The organism is Nocardioides aromaticivorans (genome assembly GCF_013408525.1).
Lineage (GTDB): Bacteria > Actinomycetota > Actinomycetes > Propionibacteriales > Nocardioidaceae > Nocardioides > Nocardioides aromaticivorans.
The window spans coordinates 3,364,981-3,390,013 of the sequence record NZ_JACBZM010000001.1; the positions used below are offsets into that span (position 1 = coordinate 3,364,981).

Sequence of the window (25,033 nt, forward strand, 5' to 3'; positions counted from 1 at the left end):
TCACACCGGACGCTTGCGGGTGGAGAACGACCGGGAGCCCTGGCCGCTGCTGACCTCGCGCACGCCGAGCGGCTTGCCCTTGCCGCCGTAGTAGGCCTCGTGGTGGCGGCCCGGCTCGTCCTTCTCCGCGCGCTTCCGGCGCCCCTCGTCGCGGTCCTCGGGCGTCGCGCCGTGGGGGTGGTCGTCGTGGTCGTGCCCGTGGTCGTGTCCGTGCCCGTGCCCGTGTCCGTGCCCGTGGCCGTGCAGCGACGCGGGCACCTCGGCGTTGGGGTCGACCAGGCGGTGGAGCGCCTCGCGCGAGAGCCGCAGGTCGCGCTCGTACTTCACGACCACGTTGAGGGTCGCCGAGAGCACGTCGGCGCTGAGCTCCTCGACGCCCAGGACGGCCAGGGTGCGTGCCCAGTCGATCGTCTCGGAGATGCTCGGCGCCTTGCGGAGGTCGAGCTCGCGCAGCCCGCGGACGATGTCGACCAGGTGGGCGGCCAGCTCGTCGGCGAGCCCGGTCTCCTTGGACCGGATGATCTCGAGCTCGCGCTCCGGGTCGGGGTAGTCGAGGAAGAGGTGCAGGCAGCGCCGCTTGAGGGCGGCGGAGAGGTCGCGGGTGTTGTTCGACGTCAGCACCACGTACGGCGCGTGCTTGGCGCGGATCGTGCCGACCTCGGGGATCGAGATCTGGTACTCCGCCAGCAGCTCGAGCAGCACCGCCTCGAGCGCCTCGTCGGCCCGGTCGACCTCGTCGATCAGCAGTACGACGGGGTCCTCGGAGTCGATCGCCTCGAGCAGCGGGCGCGGGGTGAGGAAGCGCTCGGAGAAGAACACCGAGTCCTGCTTGGCGATCTGCTCGACGGCGTCGGTGAGGTCGGTGGCGTCCTTGACGACCTGGCCGATCTTCTCGCGCAGGATCTGGGTGTAGAGCAGCTGCTTGCCGTAGTCCCACTCATAGAGGGCCTTGGTCTCGTCCTGGCCCTCGTAGCACTGGAGGCGCAGCAGCCGCCGTCCGGTGGCTCGGGCCAGGCTCAGCGCGAGCTGGGTCTTGCCGACGCCGGCAGGGCCCTCGAGCAGCACCGGCTTGTCCAGCCGGGACTGGAGGAAGACGGTCGTGGCCAGCTGGTCGTCGGCGAGGTAGCCCTCCTGGGCGAACCGGGCGCGGGTGTCGGCGACGTCGGCGAAGTCGAAGTCGGTGTCGGTCACGGGAGAGCTCCTCGACGGTGGGGCCGGATGGGGGAACGGCTGGGGGGACGGGTCGGTGCGCCGGCCCGCGAAGGGCGGGAGGGGCCGGCGCACCGGGGCGATCAGGACAGGAGGTCGTCCAGGTCGCCGTTCATGCAGTGCTCCACGACCGGGCGCACCGTCTCGAAGGTGCACTCCTTGGCGTTGCCCGGGGTGCAGGCGTCGCCGAGGACGTGGTTGGTGATCCGGTCGACGTCCGCGGCGTCGCCGATGATCGTGGGCGCGTTCTGGTAGAACGGCGTCGGGCCCTGGCCCAGGCGGTTCTTCGAGTACGTGTCCTTCGTGACGTCGGTGAACTTCTCGGTGATCCCCACGTCGCGCAGCAGCCGGATCGCCGCGGCCAGCGCCGCGTCGGCGGCCTGCACGGTCGACATGCCGTGCGTGTCGACGCCCATCGCTTCGGCGATCTCGGCGAAGCGCTTGTAGTGCGTGGGCATGTTGAACGCCCACACCCGCGGCAGCGCGATCGCGTTGTTGAGGCCGTGGTGGGTGTCGTAGAAGGCCGAGATCGCGTGCGAGATCGAGTGGATGATCCCGAGGCCGCCGGAGTTGAAGGCCTGGGCGGCGATGTACTGGGCGTACATCATGCCCTCGCGGCCCTTCAGGTCCTGGCCGTTCCAGACCGCCTCGCGCAGGTTCTCCGCGGTGAGCTTGATGGCCCGGATCGCGTTGCCGAGCGAGGGCTCGAAGTTGAGCCGCGAGACGTACGGCTCGGAGGCGTGCGCGAGCACGTCGAAGCCGCACTGGGCGGTGTAGTCCACCGGGCAGTCGTAGTAGAGCACCGGGTCGTCGATGGCCAGGGTGGCGACGCTGGCGTCGTCGAACGCGACGTACTTGTGCGGGTTGTCGGGGTCGGTCGTGGTGTCGGTGATGACATAGGCCCACGACGTCTCCGAGCCGGTGCCGGCCGTCGTGGAGACCGCGATGTGCGGCGGGTTCTTCGGGTTCTCGGACATGTTGAAGCCCTCGAACTCGTTGACATTGCGGCCGTCGTGCGCGACCGAGACGCGGGCGCCCTTGCAGGCGTCGTGCGAGGAGCCGCCACCGATGGAGACGAACGAGTCGCACTCGTTCTCCTGGTAGAGCTTGACCGAGTCCATGACGTTGTAGTCCTTGGGGTTGGACTCGACCTTGTCGTACACGACGACCTCGAGGCCGTGGTACTTCATCGACTCCACGATCTTGTGGACGATGTCGGTGCCGCGCAGGCCCGACGTCATCACGAGGGTCTTGCGGAAGCCGAGCTTGAGGGCCTCCGGTCCGATCATCTCGTGTGCCCCCGGGCCCATGAGGGCGCGCGGGAACGGGTGGAACTCCTTGATCGGGAACGGCTTGAGCAGGTCGTCGACTTGCATCGCTGGAACCTCCGGGCGGGGTGGGTGGCTGACGTCCAGCGACGCTAGGCAGCGTGACGGGGGTCACGACAGACGAGGATCCGGAAACACGCAGGAGGGTCAGGCCCGGACCTGTCCGACCCGATAGGTGGCGCCCCCACGCCGGCGGGCGCGGGGGAGGGGATCACCAGGTCTCGGGACGCGTGTAGTCCTGGTCGTCGTAGAGGTCCTGCTCGTCGCTGCGCTGGTCGCGGCCCTGCTGGTTGTTGCGCTCGAGCCGCTCCTCGCGCGGGTCCTCGCCCTCGTCGGGCTCCTCGCCCGGCTGCTGCTGCGGCTGGTCCGGCTGCTGCTGCTGGGGGTCCTGCTGCTGTTGCTGGTCCTGCGCCTGCTGCAGCTTGTCGTGCAGCCGCTCGTCGACCGCCTTCGCGTCGTCGGTCTGCTCCTGCCCGCGGCCGGAGTCGGTCGGACAGTCACCGGCCGCGAGGACGTCGATGCCCTGCTGCCACGACTCGATGGCACCGTCGAGGTCCTGGTCGGACTGCTGCCGGTCGCCGACGGCCTCGTGCGCGAGCGCGAGGTTGATCCGCACCGTGCACTCCTCGCGCTCCGGCACGCTCTCCAGCGCCTTCTCGTACGCCGTGATCGCGTCGTCGTAGGCGCCTTCGGCGTGGTGGGAGGCTCCTTCGTCGAAGGGTGCGATCCACGACTCGAACCAGTTGAGGTCGCGGGTCTCGAAGAACTCCGCGGCGGCGCCGTCGTAGTCGCCGCGCTCGAACGAGTCGCGCCCGGCCGCGTTGTGCTGCAGCATCAGGCCGACCTTGACGAGGTAGCCGAGCACGAGCAGCGCCGGCAGCGCGCCGGCGACCAGCAGTGCCAGGCGCAGCCGGGCCCGCGGGTTGGGGCGTCTCGTCCGCTTCACGGCCCGACCTGCTTCCCCGGCGCCAGCGCGTCCTGCGAGCGCCACACCGCGCGCCAGCCGGACCGCAGCTCCACGAGCACGAGCCCGAGCAGCAGCAGGCCGAGCAGCCAGGTGAGGTCGTGCGCGGCCGGCGGCCCGTCGCCGCGCTCGCCGTCGACGTACGACGCCTCGAAGGAGTCGACGATCCGGTCCATGTGACCGGTGCCCGTGCGGTGCGAGAAGTCGACGTCGAGCTCGTCGGCGATCTCCTGCAGGTTGTCGAGGTCGGCGCGGGAGATCGCCGGCTCGCCGGTCTCGGGGTCCTCGACGTAGCCGGAGTCGAGGCCGAGGTCGTCGGCCGCGGGCATCTCGGCGCCGTCGGTCGTGCCGTAGCCGAGCACCGCGCCGCCGACGACGAGGTCGGCGACCTGGTCGAAGGAGTCGCCGGAGCCAGCGGACGTGGTGTCCTCGCCGTCGCCGACGTAGACGACCACGCGGCGCCGGTCAGGCCGCCGCTCGGCCGCCCGCTCCAGCACGTCGACGACCTCCGCCACCGGCCGGGTCGCCGAGGACCCGTCGCCCTCGCGCGGACGCTCCAGGTCGAGGGTCTCGACGGCGGACTGGAAGGCGGAGACGTCGGTCGTGAACGGGAGGGTCAGCCGGCTCTCCGCGCCGAAGCCGATCATCGCGAAGCGGGCGCCCGGCAGCTCCTCGGCCAGCGCGTCGAGGTCGTCGCGGACGCCCTCGATCCGCGGCTTGCGGCCGGCGTAGTCGAGGGCGGCCATCGACCGGGTGCGGTCGACGACGACCAGCACGTCGACGTCGGAGAGCTGGGTCGGGACGTCGGCCGTGCCGACGCCGGGCCGCAGCAGCACGAGCACGAAGGTGACCGCGATCGCCACCCGTCGTACGACGAGCAGGGTGGTGGCGCGGGAGGGGCTCATGACTCGTCCTCCTGCCGGGCGCGCACGGCGAGGAGCCCCTGGACCATCCAGACCGCACCGAGCCCACCGACGCCGACCCCGGCGAGGACCGTGCCGAGCGTCGGCCGGTCGAGCACCTGGACGACGGGCGGTCGCTCGATCTCCTTGGCCTCGAGGTCGCCGATCGCCTCGATCACCCCGGCTGCGCTGCCGTCCTGCCCGAGCAGCGAGAAGGTCCCGCCGGTGCTGGTGACGGCGTCCTGGAACCGTCGTACCGCGCTGGGCCGGTCCGCGGTCATCGGGGCGGCGATGCCGTGCACGACGACCTTCTCGTCGCGGGCGAGCTCGGCCGCTCCGTCGAGGTCGTAGATGCCCTCGCCGATCGGCTCGTTGTCGGAGGCCAGCACGATGGCGCGGCTGCGGTCCTGGTCGCGGTGGTCGAAGCGCTGGACGCAGGACGCGAGCCCGTCGCCGAGCTGCGACTGCACCTCCCAGTCGATGACGGTGCCGGCCGTGTAGATGGCGTAGTCGTCGGTGTAGACGCCGCCGGTGCCGAAGGCGTCCTCCGCCTCGGTGAGCTGGTCGAGCACGAAGTCGTAGTCGTCGGTCAGCGGGAAGATCGTGATCGCGACGCCGCTCCAGATGGTCAGGCCGACGCGCTCGCCGCGCAGCCCGCTGACGATGGTGCGGAACTCGCGCAGCACCTCGGCGTCGACCTCCGCCATCGAGCCGGAGGCGTCCAGGCACAGGATGATGTCGCGCGAGCGGTCGTCCTGCACGAGCGTCTGGCGCTCCTGGATGCGCCCGCCGAGCACGATCGCGCCGGAGCAGGCGACCAGCGCCGCGATGGTCAGGCAGGCGCCGATCGCCACCTGCCGACGGACGAGGGCCTGGTAGCGGGGCAGGGTGCGCAGGCGCGCGGCGTGGGCGACGTACGACGCCCCGGCGGTGGTACGACGCCCGCGGCTCCGCGCCCACCACACCATCAGCACGACGACGAGCAGCACCAGGGCGGGCACCAGCCACGGCCAGCGGAAGCCGGTGTCGCCGCCGTTCCAGGTCATGTCCATGTCAGCCCCATGTCAGCCCCACGTCCCCACCAGCCGGCGCGAGCGGTCGACCGCGTCGTCGAAGCTGGCGAGCGGGTCGGTGTCGGCCGCGTCGGGTGCGAACTCGGGCGGGTACATCAGCTCGATCGCGTCGACCAGCTCCTGCGGCGCCCGGTCGCGGAAGTCCGCCAGCGCCATGGTCCGCGCGGGCAGCGTGGTGACGGTGGCGACATAGGACCGGACCAGCTCGCTGAGCTGCTGGTGCCCGTCGCGGGGGCCGACCTCGCCGGCGCGCACCCGGGCGACGAGCGCGTCGATGCGCGCGAGGTGGTCGCGCTGGGCGTCGGGCACGTCGACCTCGCGACGCGGCACCGCCGGCGGTCGCGGCGGCCGGGTGAACCACCACGAGGCGAGGTAGTAGAGGACGACCAGCGCGAGCAGGGCGAGGCCGATCCACAGCCAGCGGTCGCTGTAGGCGACCGGACCGGTGAACTCCTCCGGCATCCCGGGGACGTCGGCGACCACCAGGTCAGCGGCGGCGGGCATGACGCTGCCTCTCCAGCAGGCGGAACACCGCCGTGACCGCCGAGTCGGTGTCCCGCACCCGCTCGTGTACGACGCCCAGCTGGTCGAGCCGGTGCCGCAGCTGCTGCTCCTCCCGGCCCACCAGGTCGGCCAGCTCACGACGCAGGCGCCGGTCGTGGCGGAGCCAGCCGGGCACCTCGGCGGTGGTGTCGACGTCGACGAGCCGGCGACCGGCCACGGCGGGCAGGGTCGGGTCGAGGTCGCCGATGGTCAGCAGGAGCACCTCGTGCTGGACGGTCAGCCGGCGCAGCAGGTCGGCGCTCTCCGGCGGGATGTGGGTGTCGTCGCAGACCACGACGAGGATGGTCCGCCGGCGCACGGTCCGCGCGACGTAGCGCAGCAGGGCGGCCAGGTCGGCAGGGGCGCCGTCGGGCCGGATCGCGTCGTGGACCTTGCCGAGCAGTCGCTCGAGGTGCAGCTCGCCTCCCTTGGGCGGCTCCGCGTGCCGCTCGGCGGCGTCGCCGTGGACGAGGCTGACCAGGTCGCCGTGCTGGACGGCCAGCAGGCCCATCAGGCCCGCGACGAACACCGTGAGCTCGCGCTTGGAGACGGCGGCGTCGTTCATCGCCGCCATGCTGCGCCCGGTCGAGACGCAGAGCAGCACCGTGTGCTTGCGCTCGGCGACATAGCGCTTGACGAGGAGCTGGCGGCTGCGGGCCGACGCCTTCCAGTCGATGTCCTTCACGTCGTCGCCGCGGACGTACTCCCGCAGGTCGTTGAAGTCGATCCCGCGCCCGACGTGGACGGCGGCGTACTCGCCCTCGAGCAGGCCCCGCACCTTGCGGTGGGCGTGGATCGAGACGCGGGCCTTGATCCGGGGCAGGTGGGCGGGCATGGCGGTCGCTCGGCGGGGGTCAGGGAGTCGGGACGGCGCGGAACACGGCGTCGATCACCGTCTCGGGACGGACCCGGTCGGCGAGCGCCTCGAAGCTGAGGTGGATCCGGTGGCGCAGCACGCTGTGGCGCAGCTCGCGGACGTCCTCCGGGATGACGTAGTGACGGCCCTGCACGACCGCCATCGCCCGCGCCGCCTGGAAGAACGCGATCGAGCCGCGCGGGCTGGCGCCGATCTCGACGTAGTTGCCCAGCTCGGGCCCGAGCAGCTCGGTGACCGTGCGGGTCGCCCGGACCAGGCTGGTGATGTAGCGGCGGATCGCCGGGTCGACGTACACGCGACGGACCAGGCCCTGCAGCTCGACGACGTCGTCGGTGTCGGCGACCGCGACGACGTCGGCCATGTGCTGCCCGAGGGTGCCGTCGTCGATCCGCTCGAGGACCATCAGCTCGTCGTCCTCGCTCGGGTAGTCGACGATCTCCTTGAGCAGGAATCGGTCCATCTGGGCGTGGGGGAGGACGTAGGTGCCCTCCTCCTCGATGGGGTTCTGCGTCGCCAGCACCATGAACGGGTCGGGCAGCGGGTGGATGGTGCCGGCGATCGAGGTCTGCCGCTCCTGCATCGCCTCGAGCAGCGCCGACTGGGTCTTCGCGCTCGCACGGTTGATCTCGTCGAGGAGCACGAAGTTGGCGTGCACCGGACCGAGCTGGGTCTCGAACTCGTGGCGGCGCGGGTCGTAGACCTGGGTGCCGATGATGTCGCTGGGCAGCAGGTCGGGCGTGCACTGGATGCGGGCGAAGCGCGCGTTGACGGCCTCGGCCAGCGTCGCCGACGCCAGCGTCTTGGCCAGGCCGGGGACGCTCTCCAGCAGGACGTGGCCCTCGGCGAGCAGCGTGACGAGCAGGCCGGTGCGGATCCGGTGCTGGCCGACCACGCGGCTGGAGAAGGCCTCGGAGATCCGGCCGATCAGGTCGGAGGCGCGAGCCAGCTCGTCCTCGGTCAGCGGCAACGTCGCGTCGACGGGTGCCCGGCGCGGCACCGTGGAGGCCTCGGTCATGCGGCCAACCTACCCAGCAGGTGTGCGGGTCATGTGCCCGATCTGCGGGCGGTGGGGGTGCGCTCCAGCAGGCGCGTGCGCAGCGCGTCGTCGCGGCGCAGCCGGGCCAGGTCGCGCTCGCGGCGCTCCGCGACGATCGCCATCAGCACGTACTCCGGCGGAGCGTTGGGCGGCGGCGCCGGCGCGACATGGGGGAGTACGTCGACCAGGAGCCCGCGCGCGACGCGCTCCCGCGACGCCGGGTCCAGCGTGGCGAGCCTGCTGAGGAACTGGCGGACGGCCAGCGCGGTGCCCGTCGGCAGGGCCGCGAGGTCGGCCCGGCGGGCCCAGGCGGCCAGCGGCGGCGGCATCTGCGGGGGCAGCGGCAACCGCAGCGGGACCCGGTCGCGCACGACGTACGTGCCGGCGGCGAAGTCGCCGAGCCGCTTGCCCCGGTTGCTGACCATGATCGCGAGGAAGGCCGGTGCGCCCCAGAAGGCGTAGATCTCGACGACGCCGATCAGCGAGCGCACCAGCGCGTGGTGGAACGAGATCGCACCACCGTCGTCGCGCACGGTGCGCAGGCCGAGGGCCAGCTTGCCGAGGGAGCGACCCCGGGTGAGGGTCTCCAGGGTCGTGGGGATCGCCAGCAGGCCGGTGATCGTCGCGAGCACGACGGCGGCACCCACGGCCGCCTCGTCCCGGAGCAGCAGCGCGGCGACGACGAGCAGGATGTAGATGACCACGAACGACACGATCGTGACGACCAGGTCGATCAGCCCGCTCGCCAGGCGCAGCCCGAGCGAGGCCGCAGGCAGGTCGAGCGCGACGCCCTCGCCGGTGACGAGGTCATCGGCGGTGACGGTGGCGAAGTCGGGTGCAGACATCGCCGACAGCCTAGAGGCAGACCGTAGGCTGCACCCGTGCCCCGGATCGACCTCGACGCCTACGTGGCGGCCCACTCGCACTCGTGGGCGCGCCTCGAGCAGCTGGTGCGCCAGCGCCGGCGCTCCGGTGCGGAGGCCGACGAGCTGGTCGACCGCTACCAGCAGGTCGCGACCCACCTGTCCGTCGTGCGCACCTCGGCGCCGGACGCCCAGCTGGTCGCCTATCTCTCCTCCCTGCTCGGCCGGGCGCGGATCTCGATGCTGGCTGCACGGGTGCCGAGCTGGCGCGGGGTGGCGCACTTCTTCTCCGACCGGTTCCCCGCCGCGCTCTACCGGCTGCGCTGGTGGTGGCTGGCCTGCCTCGCGGGCAATGTCGTCGTCACCGGCGTGATGATGGCCTGGCTCGCCGGCAACCCGTCCGTCGAGCAGAACCTCCTCGACCCGCAGGCGGTCCAGCAGCTGGTCAACAGCGACTTCGAGACCTACTACAGCGAGAACGCCGCGGGTGCCTTCGCCGCCCACGTCTGGCTCAACAACACCTGGGTCTCGGCGCTGTGCATCGCGCTCGGCATCCTCGGGCTGCCGGTGATCTGGCTGCTCTTCCAGAACATCGCCAACCTCGCCATCGTCGGCTCGATCATGATGCGCCACGACCGGGGCGAGGTCTTCTGGGGCCTGATCCTCCCGCACGGCCTCCTCGAGCTGACCTGCGTCTTCGTCGCCGGAGGCGTCGGGCTGCGGCTCTTCTGGTCGTGGGTCGAGCCGCGCGGCGTGACCCGGGCCACCGCGATCGCCCGCGAGGGCCGCACCGCGGTGACCGTCGCCCTCGGCCTCGGCGTCGTCCTCGCGATCAGCGGCGCGATCGAGGCCTTCGTGACGCCCTCGCCGCTGCCCACCTGGGCGCGGATCGCGATCGGCATCCTCGCCGAGCTGACCTTCCTCGCCTACGTGTTCGTGATCGGCCGCGCGGCGGTCGCGCGCGGCGGCACCGGCGACATCGGCGCCGAGCTGCTCGAGGACCGGGTCTCGACGCAGGCCTGAGCCCGCCCGGCCCCGGCGCGGCTACAGCAGTCCCTGCGCCTTGAGGTGCAGGTAGTGGTCCGCGAGGGCGGGCGGCAGCTGGGCGGCGTCCGCGTCGACGACGTCGACACCCAGCCGGGCCAGCACGTCGCGCATCCGCGCACGACGGTCGAGCTCGTGCTCGGCCGCCGCGGCGTCGTACACGAGGTCGGCGGAGGGACGCTCGGCGGCCTCGACGTCGGCGAGCCGGCCGAGCTCGGGGTCGCGGACGGAGGCGAGGACCACCCGGTGGTGGCGGGTCAGCGCGGGCAGCACCGGGAGCAGCCCGTCGGCGATCGCGGAGGGCTCCAGCGCCGTCAGGAGTACGACGAGCGCGCGCTGGCGCCCGAACTCCTGGACCCCACCGGCGAGGGCGTCCCAGTCGGCCTCGACCAGCGTCGGGTCGAGGTCGGCCATCTGCTCCTGCAGACGCGCGGCGACGTCGCGGACGCCGTGGATCCGCTGGCGGGCGCGCACCCGGCGGTCGCCGGCGAGGAAGTCGATCCGGTCGCCGGCCCGGGAGGCGAGCGCGCCGAGCAGGAGGGCGGCGTCCATCGCGGCGTCGAGGCGGGGGATCCCGTCGATCGCGTCCTCGCCGGCGGTGCGGGCGACCCGGCCCGCGGAGGTGCGGGAGGTGTCGAGGACGATCACCACGCGCCGGTCGCGCTCGGGCTGCCAGGTGCGGACCACGACGTGGGGGGTCCGCGCGGAGGCCCGCCAGTCGATCGAGCGGACGTCGTCGCCACGGACGTACTCGCGCAGCGAGTCGAACTCGGTGCCCTGGCCGCGGACCCGGACCGCGGCGCGGCCGTCGAGGTCGCGCAGCCGGGCGAGCCGGGAGGGCAGGTGCTTGCGGGACTCGAAGGGCGGCAGCGCGCGCACGGTGCCCGGGACGTCGTACGTCCTCTGGCGCGCGGCGATGCCCAGCGGGCCCCACGTCCGCACGGTCACCCCGGCGGCGCCGAGGTCGCCCCGGCGGCGCGGGAGCAGGGGAGTGGCCAGCCGCCGCGGCTCTCCGGCCCGGAGCCGCAGGCGGTGCCGGTTGTCGCTCGCCCCGGCCGAGGGCTGCCACGCGTCGCGCAGCTGCACCCGTCCGCTGCGCGCCGCCGTGACGCTCAGGCCGGCGGTGGCGGGATCGCCGAGGCGCACCGTGCCGGGCTCCTTGCGACGCAGGGTGACCGAGCCGGGTGCCGCGGCCAGGGCGAGGTCGATGCCGGTGAGCACCAGCACGCCGAGCAGCCACAGCCACACCGTGCTGGCCTCGGGGCGCAGCACGACCGCCACCAGCCCCAGCAGGAGCAGCAGCGGGAAGCGCCCGGAGATCGCCATCGGGTTCGCCGGCCTCAGCGCGGGACGGGCACCGAGGCGATGGCCGAGGCCAGCACCTGCGCGACGTCGACGCCCTCGAGCTCCGCCTCGGGACGGAGCCCGAGCCGGTGCACGAGCGCCGCCTGGGCGAGCGCCTTCACGTCGTCGGGGGTCACGAAGTCGCGACCCGACAGCCACGCCCACGCCCGCGCCGCGCGCAGCAGTGCCGTCGCGCCACGCGGGCTGACGCCCAGCGACAGGCTCGGCGACTGCCGGGTCGCCCGCGCGATGTCGACGATGTACGCCGCCACCTCGGGGGAGACCTGCACCGTCCGCACCGCCGCCTGCGCCGCCGCGATGTCCTCGCCGCTCGCGACGGCCCGGACCCCGGCACCGGCGACGTCGCGCGGGTCGAAGCCCGCGGCGTGCCGGCTGAGGATGGTGACCTCGTCGTCGCGCGGCGGGATCGGCAGCACGACCTTGAGCAGGAACCGGTCCAGCTGCGCCTCCGGCAGCGGGTAGGTGCCCTCGAACTCGACCGGGTTCTGCGTGGCCGCGACCAGGAACGGGCGCGGGAGCGGGCGGGTGACGCCATCGGCCGAGACCTGGCCCTCCTCCATCGCCTCGAGCAGCGCCGACTGGGTCTTCGGGGGCGTGCGGTTGATCTCGTCGGCGAGCAGCAGGTTGGTGAAGATCGGTCCCTCGCGGAAGGACAGCTCACCCGCGGTCGAGTCGATGACGAGCGAGCCGGTGATGTCGCCGGGCATCAGGTCGGGGGTGAACTGCACCCGGCGGGTCTGCACCGACAGGCTCTGCGCGAGGGTGCGCACGAGCAGGGTCTTCGCGGTGCCGGGCACGCCCTCCATCAGCACGTGGCCGCCGCACAGCAGCGCCACGAGCAGGCCGGACACGGCGGCGTCCTGGCCGACCACGGCCTTCGCGACCTCCTGGCGTACGGCGAGCAGCCGCTCCCGGAGCGCGTCGTCACCACTGCCGCCGGCCGGCGGGGGCGGCGGCGGGGCGTCCTTGGTCAGATCGGTCATCCTCGTCGTACCTCTCTCCTGAGTCGGGCGAGCTCCTGGGCGAGCGCGACCAGGTCCTGGTCGGTCGCGGGCGTGTAGGTCGTGTCGTCGAGCAGGGTCGCGACCTGGCTGGGCGGCGCTCCGGTGTGCCGCGCGGTCGCGTCGACCACCTCGGCGGCGCTGGCGCGGCGGTCGAGGCCGAGCCGCGCGGCGACGTCGGCGCGCGCGGCGCGCCGCAGGGCCCCGGCGGCGTGGGCCCGGTCGCCACTGCGTCGGTACATCCGCCCGCGGCTCCGCGCCGTCTCCACGGCCCGGACGACCACCGGCAGCGGCTCGGTCGACAGGGGGCCGAGGCGACGGACCCGCCACAGCAGGAGGCCGAGCAGCGCCAGCAGGCCGAGCCACATCCCGGGCACGATCCAGCGGGGGATGAGGGAGCGGAGGCTGACCGTCTCGTCGGCGCCCGCGTCGGTCGGGTCGGGGACGTACCAGACCAGCCGCTCGCTCGCGCCCGCCAGGCGCAGCGCGACGGCGGCGTTGTCGGCGCGGAGGACCTGGTCGTTGGTGAGCGCCTCGCCGGCGCCGAAGAGCACGAGGTCCTGCGCCTTCGACTCCGCCACGACCGCGCCGCCGCCGGTGGCGAAGCACCGGGCGCCGTCGAGCGTCGCGCCGTCGTCGCTGAAGACGGTCACCTGGTCGGCCTCGATCCGCAGCCCGGACAGGTCGGTGCCGGCCGGGCCGTCGCCGCCGGTGCAGTCGGCGTCCACCTCGTCGGGGAAGGCCGTCGTGGCGTGCAGGTCGTCGTCGATCTCCTGGGCGAGCGTGTACGACGGATCCACCAGCACGACCCGGCCCGCCCGCGCGTGCTCCCGGAGCCGGTCCAGGGTGCGGGGCGAGAGCGACGCGGTGTCGGTCACCAGCACGGTCGTGGCGGCGTCGACCCGTTCCTCCTCGAGCTCGTCGGCCGAGCGGGCGATGATGACGTCGACGCCCTGGTCCGCGAGGACCTCGGCCACCGCCTGAGCGCCGTCCGGGCCCGGGTTGCGGGGGTCGAGCGGGATCGGGAACTCCTCGTTGCCCCGCGTCGACCACACGGCCACGACGACGGCGGCGACGAGCGCCAGGCCGACCAGCAGCCAGCTGCGGCCCGGTCCCCTCCGGCTCATCGGCGCGCCGCCCGGCCGGCGAGGGCGTCGTCGAGGGCCAGCAGCTCGAGGGCCTGCTCGCGGGTGGCCCGTCGCTCGCCGTACAGGGTCTGGTCGAAGAGGTCGGCGCCGTGGTGGACCGCGCCTGCCTGCGCCGGGAACTCCACCGCGAGCGCCCGGGCGAGCTCGTGGGCCGTCGCCTGGGGCACGTCCTCGATCCGCTCCCGCTCGACCTGCCGCACCGCCAGCGCGCGGAAGGCGTCGACCAGGGCCGCGGACGCGTCCCCGGCCGCCAGCGCCGCCTCGGCCCGGGAGCGCAGCTCGGCGGCCGTGATCACCTCGTCGGTGAGCGCCGCCGCCGGGCGTCGGTCGGCCTGCGCCGTCCGGCGGGCGCGCGACACGATCAGGATGATCGCCGCGACCAGGGCGAGAGCCACGATGATCGCCAGCAGGGTCGACAACGGGCCCGACGCGGAGACGCCGGAGATCGTGTCGTCGACCAGCCGCCCGAGCCAGTCCATCAGGCGCTGCAGGATGTTGGCGTCGTAGTACTTGGGGTCGGCCAGCTCGCGCCGCAGCATCCGGCGCGCCTCGTCGCCGCTGGGGTCCAGCGGCGGCTCGAGGCTCCCGGCGAGGAGGGCGGCGAGCGGCGTCATGCGGAGATGATCCCCGCTTCCCGCAGCAGCTCGACGTCGAGCGCCTCCTTGCGGATCCGGAGGTCGAGGTACTGCATCGACGTCACGCTGGCGAGGAAGGGCGCGCTGAACGCGTTCTGGACGACCATGCCGATCGCCTGGGTGAGCACCAGGAGGAGGGCGCCGTACTCCGGGGCCACCAGGAGGCCGATCTGGCCGGCGAAGCCGAACGGGGTCGACAGGATGCTGCCGCCGACCGCGCCGATGATCGCCGTCAGCAGGGCGATGCCGAAGGTTCGCCAGAAGTGCCGGGTGGTGAGCGACCACGCCCGCGCGATCGCGCCGAACACACCGGTGTCCTCGAGCATCAGGATCGGCACGGCCAGGTAGTAGCCCTTGATCCACAGCCACACGCAGAGCGCGATGTAGGCCGGGACGGTGACCAGGCCCCACGCGACGAGGACCCAGGGCCCCGCGCCGGCGACGATCAGCACGATCCACAGCAGCACGTAGACGACGGTGGCAACGAAGTAGGCGACGATCGACAGCAGGACCAGCGCGATCAGCCGCCAGCGCTTCCCGCGCGTCGCCGCCCAGGCCTCGGCGAGGCCGAGCCGCCGCCCGACCGCGGCCGCCCGGGTCACGTGGACCACCATCCCGGTGACGAGCGCGATGCCGACGAAGGACAGGAAGTAGGACAGGAGGAGCGAGCCGTACGCCGCCAGCAGCCCGACGGCCTCCCCGGCGCTCAGGTCGGTCTCGTACTCGCCCGAGGCGTCCACCGCCAGGCCGACCGTGAAGGTGAGCACGGTCGTCACCACGATCGGGACGATCATCGCCACGGCGGTGACCAGCACGGCGGCCCCGACCGTCGCCTTCGGGTTGAACCGGATGATCCGGAACGCGCCGTCGTACATGTCGCCCAGGCCCAGCGGGCGCAGCGGGAAGGCGCCCGGCTTGTGGGCGGCGCCCAGGGCCAGCCCGGGCCGCGGACCGTTGCCCGTCGTGGGGTACGGCGCCCAGCCGGCGGGGACCTCGGGGGCCGGCGGGGCCCCGGGCGCGGGGAAGGCCTGGGGGAAGGCCTGGGGGAGGGGCGCGGGCTGCTCCGGCGGCGGCGCACCCGGCGGCGGGAACGCCTGCGGGCCGTCGGTCATGGCTCTCCTCGGTCGATCGGGGGTGCGCCCATCCTTGCAGGCGTCACGAATTCGCCTTGTCGATTTGTTGGGCACGCCGAACTCTGCCAAGATGTTCCGGTTGCTCCGACGGGGTTCGTCGGGGTGCACCACACCTTGACTACTGAATCGTGTCTCCCACGCGGAGCCGGCGGTCCGGATCACCGGATGCTCCTGCACCGCGGTGAGCGTGCCCGGTGGTCGACGTCTGGTCGCACCGTGTCGAGACCCGAAGCAGCCGAGAACAACAGCTCCACTTCCCCTGGTGGGAGACGTGTGTGCCTGCAAGCAGGCGCGACACGCCCGACCTCGGGGGTCGGAGCTGGCCCACAGGAACGAGCCGACACGGCACGGTCGTACGACGAGTAAGGACGAGAGAGACCTATGGCGGGACAGAAGATCCGCATCAGGCTCAAGGCCTATGACCACGAGGTGATCGACACCTCGGCGCGCAAGATCGTTGACACGGTCACCCGCACGGGTGCCAAGGTCGCTGGCCCGGTGCCGCTGCCGACGGAGAAGAACGTCTTCTGCGTCATCCGCTCGCCGCACAAGTACAAGGACTCGCGCGAGCACTTCGAGATGCGCACCCACAAGCGGCTCATCGACATCATCGACCCCACGCCGAAGACCGTCGACAGCCTCATGCGCCTCGACCTCCCGGCCGGTGTCGACATCGAGATCAAGCTCTGAGGTTTGCCGACATGACTATTGAGCGCAACGTGAAGGGCCTGCTGGGCACCAAGCTCGGCATGACCCAGCTGTGGGACGAGAACAACCGCGTCGTCCCGGTGACCGTGGTCGCCGCTGGCACCAACGTCGTCACCCAGGTCCGCCAGCCCGAGCCGGACGGCTACAACGCCATCCAGATCGGCTTCGGCGAGATCGAGGGCCGCAAGGTCAACAAGCCGCAGGCGGGTCACTTCGCCAAGGCCGGTACGACCCCGCGCCGCCACGTGGTGGAGATCCGCACCGCCGACGCCGCCGAGTACACCGTCGGCCAGGAGCTGCCCGTCGACACGTTCGAGGCCGGCCAGGCCATCGACGTGACCGGCACCAGCAAGGGCAAGGGCTTCGCCGGTGTCATGAAGCGCCACGGCTTCGCCGGTGTGAGCGCCTCGCACGGTGCCCACCGCAACCACCGCAAGCCGGGCTCGATCGGCGCCTGCGCCACGCCGGGCCGCGTGTTCAAGGGCCTGCGCATGGCCGGCCGCATGGGCACGGACACCGTCACCACCCAGAACGTCACCGTCCACGCCGTCGACGTCGAGAAGGGCCTCGTCCTCCTCAAGGGCGCCGTCCCCGGCCCCAAGGGCGGCCTCGTCGTCCTGCGCACGGCCGCGAAGAAGGGCTGATTCCACCATGGCCAAGACTGTTTCCGTTGAGTTCCCTGCCGCGATCTTCGACGTGGAGGTCAGCGTCCCGCTGATCCACCAGGTCGTCGTCGCCCAGCAGGCGGCCGCTCGCCAGGGCACGCACGCGACCAAGCGTCGCGGCGAGGTCCGCGGTGGCGGCAAGAAGCCCTACAAGCAGAAGGGCACCGGTCGCGCCCGCCAGGGCTCGACCCGCGCCCCGCAGTTCGCCGGCGGTGGCGTCGTCCACGGCCCGCAGCCGCGTGACTACTCGCAGCGCACGCCCAAGAAGATGAAGGCCGCCGCCCTGCGCGGTGCCCTCACCGACCGGGCCCGCAACGAGCGCATCCACGTCGTCGAGGGCCTCGTCGCCGGCGACAAGCCGTCCACCAAGGCCGCCCTCGCGTCGCTCTTCGAGCTGACCGACCGCCGCAAGTTCCTCGTGGTGCTCGAGCGGACCGACAGCCTCACCTGGCTGTCGCTGCGCAACGCCACCGAGGTGCACATCGTGGCCGTCGACCAGCTCAACACCTACGACGTCCTCGCGAGCGACGACGTGGTGTTCAGCAAGGCCGCGTTCGACCTGTTCGTCGCCGGTGGCAACGCTGGCGCCCAGGAGGAGAGCAACTGATGAGCACCCTGCACAAGGACCACCGCGACATCCTGATCGCGCCGGTCGTGTCGGAGAAGAGCTACGGGCTCCTCGACAACAACAAGTACACGTTCCTGGTGCGCCCCGACGCCAACAAGACCGAGATCAAGATCGCGGTCGAGAAGGTGTTCGGCGTCAAGGTCACCTCGGTCAACACCCTCAACCGCCCGGGCAAGGTCCGCCGTACCCGCAACGGTCTCGGCAAGCGCAAGGACACCAAGCGCGCGATCGTCAGCCTGGCCGAGGGTCACCGCATCGACATCTTCGGAGGTCAGGCCTGATGGCTATCCGCAAGTTCAAGCCGACCACCCCGGGCCGTCGTGGCTCGTCGGTGGCCGACTTCGCCGAGATCACCCGGACCACGCCGGAGAAGTCGCTGACGCGCCCGCTGCCCAAGAAGGGCGGCCGCAACAACCAGGGCCGGATCACCACCCGGCACCACGGTGGCGGTCACAAGCGCGCCTACCGCATCATCGACTTCCGTCGCTACGACAAGGACGGCGTGCCGGCCAAGGTCGCCCACATCGAGTACGACCCCAACCGCACCGCGCGCATCGCGCTGCTGCACTACGCCGACGGCGAGAAGCGCTACATCGTGGCGCCGAAGGACCTCGTCCAGGGCATGCGGGTCGAGTCGGGCGTCGGCGCTGACATCAAGCCGGGCAACAACCTGCCGCTGCGCAACATCCCCGTCGGTACGACCATCCACTGCGTGGAGCTCCGCCCCGGTGGCGGCGCCAAGCTGGCCCGCTCGGCCGGCAACAGCGCGCAGCTGGTCGCCCGCGAGGGTTCGCGTGCCACGCTGCGTCTGCCCTCGGGCGAGATGCGCTACGTCGACGTGCGCTGCCGCGCCACCGTCGGCGAGGTGGGCAACGCCGAGCAGTCGAACATCAACTGGGGCAAGGCCGGCCGCATGCGCTGGAAGGGCAAGCGCCCGACCGTCCGCGGTGTCGTCATGAACCCGGTCGACCACCCGCACGGTGGTGGTGAGGGCAAGACGTCCGGTGGTCGCCACCCCGTCTCGCCGTGGGGCAAGCCCGAGGGCCGTACGCGCAAGCGCAAGGCCAGCGACTCCCAGATCATCCGACGCCGCAAGTCCGGCAAGAACAAGCGCTGAAGGAACTGAGAGATGCCTCGCAGCCTGAAGAAGGGCCCCTTCGTCGACGGCCACCTTCTCAAGAAGGTGGACGCCGAGAACGACAAGGGCACCCACAACGTCATCAAGACCTGGTCGCGCCGGTCCATGATCATCCCCTCGATGATCGGCCACACGATCGCCGTCCACGACGGTCGCAAGCACGTCCCGGTCTTCATCTCCGACTCCATGGTCGGCCACAAGCTCGGTGAGTTCGCTCCGACGCGCACCTACCGCGGCCACGTGAAGGAAGACCGGAAGGGACGCCGTCGATGAGCACCACTGAGCGTCACCGCACCAGCGCGCGTCGCGAGTCGCTCCTGGGCGACGAGCCCGGCGCGTTCGCCACCGCCCGCTTCGTGCGGATCACCCCGATGAAGGCGCGCCGCGTCATCGACCTGGTCCGCGGCCTGCCCGCGGACGAGGCGCTGACCCTGCTGCAGTTCCAGCCGCAGGCCGCCGCCGAGACCGTGCACAAGGTGCTGCAGAGCGCCGTCGCCAACGCCTCCACCACCGAGGGCCTCGCCACCGGTGACCTGGTCGTGTCGGTCGCGCGAGTCGACGAGGGCCCGACGATGAAGCGTTGGCGTCCGCGTGCGCAGGGCCGGGCCACCCGGATCAACAAGCGCACCAGCCACATCACCATCGCGGTCCAGCCGGCCGATGTCGTCGCGAAGAAGGGCAAGAAGTAATGGGTCAGAAGATCAACCCGAACGGCTTCCGCCTCGGCATCTCGACCGACCACAAGTCGCGTTGGTACGCCGACAAGCTGTACAAGTCCTACGTCGGCGAGGACGTCGCGATCCGCAAGCTGCTCAGCAAGGGCATGGAGCGGGCCGGCATCGCCAAGGTCGAGATCGAGCGCACCCGTGACCGGGTCCGCGTCGACATCCACACCGCGCGTCCGGGCATCGTCATCGGTCGCCGTGGCGCCGAGGCCGACCGGATCCGTGGCGAGCTCGAGAAGCTCACCGGCAAGCAGGTCCAGCTGAACATCCTCGAGGTCAAGAACCCCGAGATCGACGCGCAGCTGGTTGCCCAGGGTGTCGCCGAGCAGCTGTCGGGCCGCGTGCAGTTCCGCCGCGCGATGCGCAAGGCCATGCAGACCTCGATGCGTTCCGGTGCCAAGGGCATCCGGATCCAGTGCTCGGGCCGCCTCAACGGCGCCGAGATGTCGCGCACCGAGTTCTACCGCGAGGGCCGCGTCCCGCTGCACACGCTGCGTGCCGACATCGACTACGGCTTCTACGAGGCCCGCACCACCTTCGGCCGCATCGGCGTGAAGGTGTGGATCTACAAGGGCGAGGTCGCCGGCACCCGTGCCGAGCGCCAGGCCCAGGCTGCCGCCCGCGCCGGTGTCCCCGGTCGCGGTGGCCGCCCCAGCCGTGGTGGCGACCGTCCGACCCGTGGGTCGCGCGGCGACCGCCCGAACCGCTCGGACCGCAGCTCGGACGCTCCCGCCGTGGAGTCGAACCCCGAGGCCACCGCGGTGGAGCCGACCACCGGAACGGAGTCCTGACCATGTTGATGCCGCGTCGCGTCAAGCACCGCAAGCAGCACCACCCGAAGCGTCGGGGTGCGGCCAAGGGCGGTACGTCGCTGGCGTTCGGTGACTTCGGTATCCAGGCGATCGAGGGTGCCTACGTCACCAACCGCCAGATCGAGTCGGCCCGTATCGCCATGACCCGTCACATCAAGCGTGGCGGAAAGGTCTGGATCAACATCTACCCGGACCGTCCGCTCACCAAGAAGCCGGCTGAGACCCGCATGGGTTCCGGTAAGGGCTCGCCCGAGTGGTGGGTCGCCAACGTCAAGCCGGGCCGCGTCATGTTCGAGCTCTCGGGTGTGCCGGAGGACGTGGCCCGTGAGGCCATGCGCCGTGCGATCCACAAGCTGCCCATGAAGGCCCGATTCATCACGCGAGAGGCTGGTGAGTTCTGATGGCGAACGTCATCCGCGCCCACGAGCTGGACGAGCTCAACGACGTCGACCTCGAGGCCAAGCTGCGCGAGGCCAAGGAGGAGCTGTTCAACCTGCGGTTCCAGGCGGCCACCGGCCAGCTGGAGAGCCACGGCCGGCTCCGCACGGTCAAGAAGGACATCGCCCGGATCTACACCGTGGTGCGTGAGCGCGAGCTCGGCATCCGGACCGCTCCGGGAACGGAGGAGGAGAACTGATGACCGAGTCGACCGAGACCCAGCGCAACGCCCGCAAGACCCGTGAGGGTCTGGTGGTCAGCGACAAGATGGACAAGACCGTGGTCGTGTCCGTCGAGGACCGCGTCAAGCACGCTCTGTACGGCAAGGTCATGCGTCGCAACACGCGGCTCAAGGCCCACGACGAGCAGAACGACTGCGGCGTCGGCGACCGCGTCCTCATCATGGAGACCCGCCCGCTGTCGGCCACCAAGCGCTGGCGCGTGGTGGAGATCCTCGAGCGCGCCAAGTAATTCCGTTCGGCCAGGCTCGATCCCCTGTTGAGGGGTCGAGAACCGGCACGACAACCAGGAGAAATCGATGATTCAGCAGGAGTCGCGACTCAAGGTCGCCGACAACACCGGTGCGAAGGAGATCCTTTGCATCCGCGTGCTCGGCGGCTCCGGTCGTCGCTACGCCGGTATCGGTGACGTCATCGTCGCCACCGTCAAGGACGCCATCCCCGGCGGCAACGTGAAGAAGGGCGACGTCGTCAAGGCGGTCGTCGTGCGCACCGTCAAGGAGCGCCGCCGTCCCGACGGTTCGTACATCCGCTTCGACGAGAACGCCGCGGTGATCCTCAAGAACGACGGCGAGCCGCGTGGCACGCGCATCTTCGGCCCCGTGGGCCGCGAGCTGCGCGAGAAGAAGTTCATGAAGATCATCTCGCTCGCCCCGGAGGTGCTGTGATGGCTGCCCGCAAGAAGTCGGAGCAGGACCGCAAGCGTCCCAACCTCCACGTCAAGAAGGGCGACACCGTCAAGGTCATCGCCGGCAAGGACAAGGGTGCCGAGGGCAAGATCATCAAGGTTCTCCGTGAGGAGCGCCGGGTGATCGTCGAGGGTGTCAACCGGATCAAGAAGCACACCAAGGTCGTCGACCAGGGTGGCCGCTCCGGCAACACCGGCGGCATCATCACCACCGAGGCGCCGATCCACGTGTCCAACGTGATGCTGGTCGAGGGTGACGGCGTCACCCGCGTCGGCCACAAGCGGGTCGAGGTCACCAAGCGTCGTCCCGACGGCTCGGAGTACTCCTCGACGCGCAGCGTCCGCATCTCCCGCAAGACCGGGAAGGAAATCTGATGACCGAGAGCACCATCGAGAAGGTCACGCCCCGGCTGAAGACCAAGTACCGCGAGGAGATCCTCCCGGCGCTCAAGGCCGAGTTCGAGATCGCCAACATCATGCAGGTGCCCGGCCTGACCAAGATCGTGGTCAACATGGGCGTCGGCGAGGCCGCGCGTGACTCGAAGCTGATCGAGGGCGCGATCCGCGACCTCACCGCGATCACCGGCCAGAAGCCGGCCGTCACCAAGGCCCGCAAGTCCATCGCGCAGTTCAAGCTGCGCGAGGGCATGCCGATCGGCACGCACGTGACGCTGCGCGGCGACCGGATGTGGGAGTTCCTGGACCGCCTGCTGGCCCTGGCCCTGCCGCGTATCCGCGACTTCCGTGGTCTGTCGCCGAAGCAGTTCGACGGCCGCGGCAACTACACGTTCGGTCTGACCGAGCAGGTCATGTTCCACGAGATCGACCAGGACAAGGTCGACCGCCAGCGGGGCATGGACATCACCATCGTCACCACGGCGACCAACGACGAGCAGGGGCGCGCGCTGCTGAAGCAGCTCGGCTTCCCGTTCGCTGAGCGCTGAGTCAACGAGGAGAGAAGACATGGCGAAGACTGCCCTCAAGGTCAAGGCCGCTCGCAAGCCGAAGTTCGCGGTTCGCGGCTACACCCGCTGCCAGCGGTGTGGCCGCCCCAAGGCCGTGTACCGCAAGTTCGGCCTGTGCCGTATCTGCCTGCGCGAGATGGCGCACCGTGGCGAGCTGCCCGGCGTCACCAAGTCGAGCTGGTAACCCCACCACGTAGCAGGTCGCTCCGGCTGGTCCGGTGCGAAACCACTTCGAGAAAGAACACACATCATGACGATGACTGACCCGATCGCAGACATGCTCACGCGTCTGCGCAACGCCAACCAGGCGTACCACGACGCGGTGACCATGCCGTACAGCAAGCTCAAGGAGGGCGTTGCCGAGATCCTCAAGCAGGAGGGCTACGTCACCTCCTACGAGGTCGCGGACAACGAGAACGGCGTCGGCAAGCTGCTGACCGTCACCCTCAAGTACGGCCGCAACCGCGAGCGTTCCATCGCCGGCGTTCGCCGGATCAGCAAGCCCGGCCTCCGGGTCTACGCCAAGCACACGGGCCTGCCCAAGGTGCTCGGCGGCCTCGGCGTCGCGATCATCTCGACGAGCCAGGGTCTGCTGACCGACCGCCAGGCCAACCAGAAGGGCGTGGGTGGGGAAGTCCTCGCCTACGTCTGGTGACAAGGGAAGGAGAGAGAAGAACATGTCGCGCATCGGCAAGCTCCCCGTCCCGGTCCCCGCGGGCGTCGACGTCCAGGTGGACGGCCCCGTCGTCACGGTGAAGGGCCCCAAGGGCACCCTGAGCCACACCGTGGTCGCTCCGATCACGGTCGAGAAGGGCGAGGGCGTCCTGGACGTCAAGCGTCCCGACGACGAGCGGCTCTCGAAGGCCTACCACGGCCTGAGCCGCACCCTGATCAACAACATGGTCGTCGGTGTCACCGAGGGCTACGAGAAGAAGCTCGAGATCGTGGGCGTGGGTTACCGCGTCCTGTCGAAGGGCCCGACCCAGCTGGAGTTCCAGCTCGGTTACTCGCACCCGATCATCTTCGACGCTCCCGAGGGCATCACCTTCACGGTGGACGGCCCGACGAAGCTGGGCGTCGTCGGCATCGACAAGCAGCTGGTCGGCGAGGTCGCCGCCAACATTCGCAAGCTCCGCAAGCCCGAGCCGTACAAGGGCAAGGGCGTCCGGTACGCCGGCGAGCACGTCCGCCGCAAGGTCGGAAAGGCTGGTAAGTGACCATGGCGATCACCCTCAAGCACAAGCGGAACCTCTCGGCTCGCGCCAGCTCCAAGCTGCGCCGCCAGATCCGCGGTCGCAAGAAGATCTCCGGCACCGCCGAGCGTCCGCGCCTGGTGGTCACCCGGTCGACCAAGCACATCACCGCCCAGGTCGTCGACGACCTGGTCGGCAAGACCCTGGTGTCGGCCTCGACCCTCGAGGGCGACCTGCGCGCCTTCGACGGCGACAAGACCGCCAAGGCCAAGAAGGTCGGCGAGCTCGTCGCCGCCCGTGCCAAGGAGCAGGGCGTGGAGTCGGTCGTCTTCGACCGCGCCGGCAACAAGTATCACGGTCGCATCGCGGCCCTGGCAGATGGCGCCCGCGAGGGCGGCCTGACCTTCTGACCGCGAACAGGACTGAGGAGAAATCATGAGCGGACCCCAGCGCGGACAGCGTTCGGGCGGCGACCGTGGTGGCCGTGGCGGCCGCGACGGCGGCCGTGGCGGCGCCGAGAAGAGCCAGTACGTCGAGCGCGTCGTTGCCATCAACCGTGTCGCCAAGGTCGTGAAGGGCGGTCGTCGCTTCAGCTTCACCGCCCTCGTGGTCGTCGGTGACGGCGACGGCCTGGTCGGCGTCGGCTACGGCAAGGCCAAGGAAGTTCCCGCGGCGATCGCCAAGGGTGTCGAGGAGGCGAAGAAGAACTTCTTCCGCGTTCCCCGCGTCCAGGGCACGATCCCGCACCCGGTCCAGGGTGAGAAGGCTGCCGGCGTGGTGTTCCTGCGCCCTGCCGCCCCCGGTACCGGTGTCATCGCCGGTGGTCCGGTGCGCGCCGTCCTGGAGTGCGCCGGCATCCACGACGTCCTCAGCAAGTCGCTGGGCTCGTCGAACCAGATCAACATCGTGCACGCGACCGTCGCGGCGCTCCAGCTCCTGGAGCAGCCGGAGTCGGTGGCCGCGCGTCGTGGTCTGCCGGTCGAGCACGTCGCTCCTGCGGCGCTGCTGAAGGCCAAGGCCGAGGGCGAGGCCGCTGCGGCCGCCGCCAAGTCGGCTGCGCCCGAGGCGGTGAACGTCTGATGGCCCAGCTCAAGGTCCAGCAGACCAAGTCGAAGATCGGCGCCAAGGCCAACCAGCGCGAGACCCTGCGCACGCTCGGCCTCAAGCGGATCGGCGACGTCGTCATCAAGGAGGACCGTCCCGAGATCCGGGGCATGGTCCACACCGTCCGTCACATGGTGACGGTCGAGGTCGTCGGAGGCGAGTGACCATGACTCTCAAGCTGCACCACCTGCGTCCCGCTGAGGGCGCGAAGACCGCCAAGACCCGCGTGGGTCGTGGTGAGGGCTCCAAGGGCAAGACCGCCGGTCGTGGTACGAAGGGCACCAAGGCCCGCTACCAGGTCCCGGTCGCGTTCGAGGGTGGCCAGATGCCGCTGCACATGCGGCTGCCGAAGCTCAAGGGCTTCAAGAACCCCTTCAAGGTGACCTTCCAGGTCGTCAACCTCGACCGGATCAGCTCGCTGTTCCCCGAGGGTGGCGACGTCACCCCGGAGACGCTGGTCGCCAAGGGCGCCGTCCGCAAGGGCGAGCCGGTCAAGGTGCTCGGCCAGGGTGACCTCACGGTCAAGGTCTCGGTGAGCGCGAACGCGTTCTCGGCCTCGGCCAAGGAGAAGATCGAGGGCGCCGGCGGGACCGTCACGGTCCTGTGATG

36 protein-coding genes are annotated in these 25,033 nt (G+C 71.1%); 22 read left to right on the forward strand and 14 right to left on the reverse strand.

Annotated elements, in window-relative coordinates; all coding sequences use genetic code 11:
* From BJ993_RS16005 to BJ993_RS16045, 9 genes are all read right to left on the reverse strand, one after another.
* A complete protein-coding gene (locus tag BJ993_RS16005; protein WP_179649909.1) occupies positions 1–1,191 on the reverse strand; it encodes an AAA family ATPase in 1,191 nt (396 codons plus the stop codon).
* Positions 1,192–1,292: 101 nt separating this feature from the next.
* Positions 1,293–2,585, reverse strand: a complete 1,293-nt coding sequence (gene mdo / locus BJ993_RS16010) for an NDMA-dependent methanol dehydrogenase (RefSeq protein WP_036547852.1) — start codon at positions 2,583–2,585, stop codon at positions 1,293–1,295.
* A 163-nt stretch (positions 2,586–2,748) separates the two neighbouring features.
* Positions 2,749–3,483 (reverse strand): hypothetical protein, encoded by a 735-nt coding sequence (locus BJ993_RS16015; protein WP_179649911.1) that lies wholly within the window; start codon positions 3,481–3,483, stop codon positions 2,749–2,751.
* Positions 3,480–4,406 carry a vWA domain-containing protein gene (locus BJ993_RS16020; RefSeq protein ID WP_051932442.1) on the reverse strand — a complete coding sequence of 309 codons (927 nt, stop codon included), beginning with the start codon at positions 4,404–4,406 and terminating at the stop codon, positions 3,480–3,482. The genes BJ993_RS16015 and BJ993_RS16020 overlap by 4 nt, the downstream gene beginning before the upstream one ends.
* Positions 4,403–5,455: a VWA domain-containing protein gene (locus BJ993_RS16025; protein ID WP_179649913.1), complete on the reverse strand. Its 1,053-nt coding sequence runs from the start codon at positions 5,453–5,455 to the stop codon at positions 4,403–4,405. Before BJ993_RS16025 ends, BJ993_RS16020 begins: the two co-directional genes overlap by 4 nt.
* A gap of 12 nt (positions 5,456–5,467) precedes the next feature.
* On the reverse strand, positions 5,468–5,980 hold the full coding sequence (locus tag BJ993_RS16030; RefSeq protein WP_179649915.1) for a hypothetical protein: 513 nt from the start codon (positions 5,978–5,980) through the stop codon (positions 5,468–5,470).
* Entirely contained in the window at positions 5,964–6,854 is an 891-nt protein-coding gene (locus BJ993_RS16035; RefSeq protein ID WP_036547857.1) for a DUF58 domain-containing protein, read from the reverse strand. The genes BJ993_RS16030 and BJ993_RS16035 overlap by 17 nt, the downstream gene beginning before the upstream one ends.
* A gap of 19 nt (positions 6,855–6,873) precedes the next feature.
* Positions 6,874–7,911 carry an AAA family ATPase gene (locus BJ993_RS16040; protein ID WP_179649917.1) on the reverse strand — a complete coding sequence of 346 codons (1,038 nt, stop codon included), beginning with the start codon at positions 7,909–7,911 and terminating at the stop codon, positions 6,874–6,876.
* A gap of 29 nt (positions 7,912–7,940) precedes the next feature.
* The gene (locus BJ993_RS16045) at positions 7,941–8,777 is read right to left on the reverse strand and encodes an RDD family protein (RefSeq protein ID WP_179649919.1); all 837 of its coding nucleotides are present in this window, start codon (positions 8,775–8,777) and stop codon (positions 7,941–7,943) included.
* Between the two features lie 36 nt (positions 8,778–8,813).
* Here BJ993_RS16045 and BJ993_RS16050 point away from each other — a divergent pair, with 36 nt between their 5' ends.
* On the forward strand, positions 8,814–9,818 hold the full coding sequence (locus tag BJ993_RS16050) for a stage II sporulation protein M (protein ID WP_308645598.1): 1,005 nt from the start codon (positions 8,814–8,816) through the stop codon (positions 9,816–9,818).
* Positions 9,819–9,839: 21 nt separating this feature from the next.
* Here BJ993_RS16050 and BJ993_RS16055 read toward each other — a convergent pair whose 3' ends face one another.
* From BJ993_RS16055 to BJ993_RS16075, 5 genes are read right to left on the reverse strand one after another with little or no spacing between them, the layout of a single operon-like run.
* Complete coding sequence (locus BJ993_RS16055; protein ID WP_179649921.1) at positions 9,840–11,165, reverse strand: DUF58 domain-containing protein; 1,326 nt, start codon at positions 11,163–11,165, stop codon at positions 9,840–9,842.
* A 14-nt stretch (positions 11,166–11,179) separates the two neighbouring features.
* Positions 11,180–12,187 carry an AAA family ATPase gene (locus tag BJ993_RS16060; protein ID WP_036547866.1) on the reverse strand — a complete coding sequence of 336 codons (1,008 nt, stop codon included), beginning with the start codon at positions 12,185–12,187 and terminating at the stop codon, positions 11,180–11,182.
* The gene (locus tag BJ993_RS16065) at positions 12,184–13,332 is read right to left on the reverse strand and encodes a DUF4350 domain-containing protein (RefSeq protein ID WP_179649923.1); all 1,149 of its coding nucleotides are present in this window, start codon (positions 13,330–13,332) and stop codon (positions 12,184–12,186) included. The genes BJ993_RS16060 and BJ993_RS16065 overlap by 4 nt, the downstream gene beginning before the upstream one ends.
* Positions 13,329–13,967: a DUF4129 domain-containing protein gene (locus BJ993_RS16070; RefSeq protein ID WP_179649925.1), complete on the reverse strand. Its 639-nt coding sequence runs from the start codon at positions 13,965–13,967 to the stop codon at positions 13,329–13,331. Before BJ993_RS16070 ends, BJ993_RS16065 begins: the two co-directional genes overlap by 4 nt.
* On the reverse strand, positions 13,964–15,100 hold the full coding sequence (locus BJ993_RS16075) for a hypothetical protein (RefSeq protein ID WP_179649927.1): 1,137 nt from the start codon (positions 15,098–15,100) through the stop codon (positions 13,964–13,966). The genes BJ993_RS16070 and BJ993_RS16075 overlap by 4 nt, the downstream gene beginning before the upstream one ends.
* A 402-nt stretch (positions 15,101–15,502) precedes the next feature.
* On the opposite strand from BJ993_RS16075, the gene rpsJ reads away from it, so the two are divergent.
* From rpsJ to rplO, 21 genes are all read left to right on the forward strand, one after another.
* Entirely contained in the window at positions 15,503–15,811 is a 309-nt protein-coding gene (gene rpsJ, locus BJ993_RS16080; RefSeq protein WP_007078637.1) for a 30S ribosomal protein S10, read from the forward strand.
* A gap of 11 nt (positions 15,812–15,822) precedes the next feature.
* A complete protein-coding gene (gene rplC / locus BJ993_RS16085) occupies positions 15,823–16,473 on the forward strand; it encodes a 50S ribosomal protein L3 (RefSeq protein ID WP_051932448.1) in 651 nt (216 codons plus the stop codon).
* Positions 16,474–16,480: 7 nt separating this feature from the next.
* On the forward strand, positions 16,481–17,101 hold the full coding sequence (gene rplD, locus BJ993_RS16090) for a 50S ribosomal protein L4 (RefSeq protein WP_036547872.1): 621 nt from the start codon (positions 16,481–16,483) through the stop codon (positions 17,099–17,101).
* Positions 17,101–17,403 (forward strand): 50S ribosomal protein L23, encoded by a 303-nt coding sequence (gene rplW / locus BJ993_RS16095; RefSeq protein WP_036547875.1) that lies wholly within the window; start codon positions 17,101–17,103, stop codon positions 17,401–17,403. The genes rplD and rplW overlap by 1 nt, the downstream gene beginning before the upstream one ends.
* A complete protein-coding gene (gene rplB / locus BJ993_RS16100; protein ID WP_036547877.1) occupies positions 17,403–18,239 on the forward strand; it encodes a 50S ribosomal protein L2 in 837 nt (278 codons plus the stop codon). Before rplW ends, rplB begins: the two co-directional genes overlap by 1 nt.
* Before the next feature lie 12 nt (positions 18,240–18,251).
* Positions 18,252–18,533: a 30S ribosomal protein S19 gene (rpsS, locus tag BJ993_RS16105; protein WP_036547879.1), complete on the forward strand. Its 282-nt coding sequence runs from the start codon at positions 18,252–18,254 to the stop codon at positions 18,531–18,533.
* Complete coding sequence (gene rplV, locus BJ993_RS16110) at positions 18,530–18,949, forward strand: 50S ribosomal protein L22 (protein WP_179649929.1); 420 nt, start codon at positions 18,530–18,532, stop codon at positions 18,947–18,949. The genes rpsS and rplV overlap by 4 nt, the downstream gene beginning before the upstream one ends.
* Complete coding sequence (gene rpsC / locus BJ993_RS16115; protein ID WP_036547881.1) at positions 18,949–19,776, forward strand: 30S ribosomal protein S3; 828 nt, start codon at positions 18,949–18,951, stop codon at positions 19,774–19,776. The genes rplV and rpsC overlap by 1 nt, the downstream gene beginning before the upstream one ends.
* Before the next feature lie 2 nt (positions 19,777–19,778).
* Complete coding sequence (gene rplP, locus BJ993_RS16120; protein ID WP_028656350.1) at positions 19,779–20,198, forward strand: 50S ribosomal protein L16; 420 nt, start codon at positions 19,779–19,781, stop codon at positions 20,196–20,198.
* Complete coding sequence (rpmC, locus tag BJ993_RS16125; RefSeq protein WP_036547884.1) at positions 20,198–20,434, forward strand: 50S ribosomal protein L29; 237 nt, start codon at positions 20,198–20,200, stop codon at positions 20,432–20,434. The genes rplP and rpmC overlap by 1 nt, the downstream gene beginning before the upstream one ends.
* Positions 20,434–20,706 (forward strand): 30S ribosomal protein S17, encoded by a 273-nt coding sequence (gene rpsQ / locus BJ993_RS16130; RefSeq protein ID WP_036547886.1) that lies wholly within the window; start codon positions 20,434–20,436, stop codon positions 20,704–20,706. Before rpmC ends, rpsQ begins: the two co-directional genes overlap by 1 nt.
* A gap of 67 nt (positions 20,707–20,773) precedes the next feature.
* Positions 20,774–21,142: a 50S ribosomal protein L14 gene (rplN, locus tag BJ993_RS16135; RefSeq protein WP_011757324.1), complete on the forward strand. Its 369-nt coding sequence runs from the start codon at positions 20,774–20,776 to the stop codon at positions 21,140–21,142.
* Positions 21,142–21,537, forward strand: a complete 396-nt coding sequence (gene rplX, locus BJ993_RS16140) for a 50S ribosomal protein L24 (protein ID WP_036547889.1) — start codon at positions 21,142–21,144, stop codon at positions 21,535–21,537. The genes rplN and rplX overlap by 1 nt, the downstream gene beginning before the upstream one ends.
* Entirely contained in the window at positions 21,537–22,106 is a 570-nt protein-coding gene (gene rplE / locus BJ993_RS16145) for a 50S ribosomal protein L5 (protein WP_036547893.1), read from the forward strand. Before rplX ends, rplE begins: the two co-directional genes overlap by 1 nt.
* 19 nt (positions 22,107–22,125) lie before the next feature.
* Positions 22,126–22,311 carry a type Z 30S ribosomal protein S14 gene (locus BJ993_RS16150; protein WP_011757321.1) on the forward strand — a complete coding sequence of 62 codons (186 nt, stop codon included), beginning with the start codon at positions 22,126–22,128 and terminating at the stop codon, positions 22,309–22,311.
* A gap of 66 nt (positions 22,312–22,377) precedes the next feature.
* The gene (gene rpsH / locus BJ993_RS16155; protein ID WP_036547896.1) at positions 22,378–22,782 is read left to right on the forward strand and encodes a 30S ribosomal protein S8; all 405 of its coding nucleotides are present in this window, start codon (positions 22,378–22,380) and stop codon (positions 22,780–22,782) included.
* Between the two features lie 22 nt (positions 22,783–22,804).
* Complete coding sequence (gene rplF, locus BJ993_RS16160; protein WP_036547898.1) at positions 22,805–23,344, forward strand: 50S ribosomal protein L6; 540 nt, start codon at positions 22,805–22,807, stop codon at positions 23,342–23,344.
* A 2-nt stretch (positions 23,345–23,346) separates the two neighbouring features.
* Positions 23,347–23,730, forward strand: a complete 384-nt coding sequence (gene rplR / locus BJ993_RS16165; protein ID WP_036547901.1) for a 50S ribosomal protein L18 — start codon at positions 23,347–23,349, stop codon at positions 23,728–23,730.
* A gap of 25 nt (positions 23,731–23,755) precedes the next feature.
* The gene (rpsE, locus tag BJ993_RS16170; protein ID WP_036547904.1) at positions 23,756–24,400 is read left to right on the forward strand and encodes a 30S ribosomal protein S5; all 645 of its coding nucleotides are present in this window, start codon (positions 23,756–23,758) and stop codon (positions 24,398–24,400) included.
* Positions 24,400–24,588, forward strand: a complete 189-nt coding sequence (gene rpmD / locus BJ993_RS16175) for a 50S ribosomal protein L30 (RefSeq protein ID WP_036547907.1) — start codon at positions 24,400–24,402, stop codon at positions 24,586–24,588. Before rpsE ends, rpmD begins: the two co-directional genes overlap by 1 nt.
* A gap of 2 nt (positions 24,589–24,590) precedes the next feature.
* A complete protein-coding gene (gene rplO / locus BJ993_RS16180) occupies positions 24,591–25,031 on the forward strand; it encodes a 50S ribosomal protein L15 (RefSeq protein WP_036547910.1) in 441 nt (146 codons plus the stop codon).
* Positions 25,032–25,033: the final 2 nt, after the last annotated feature.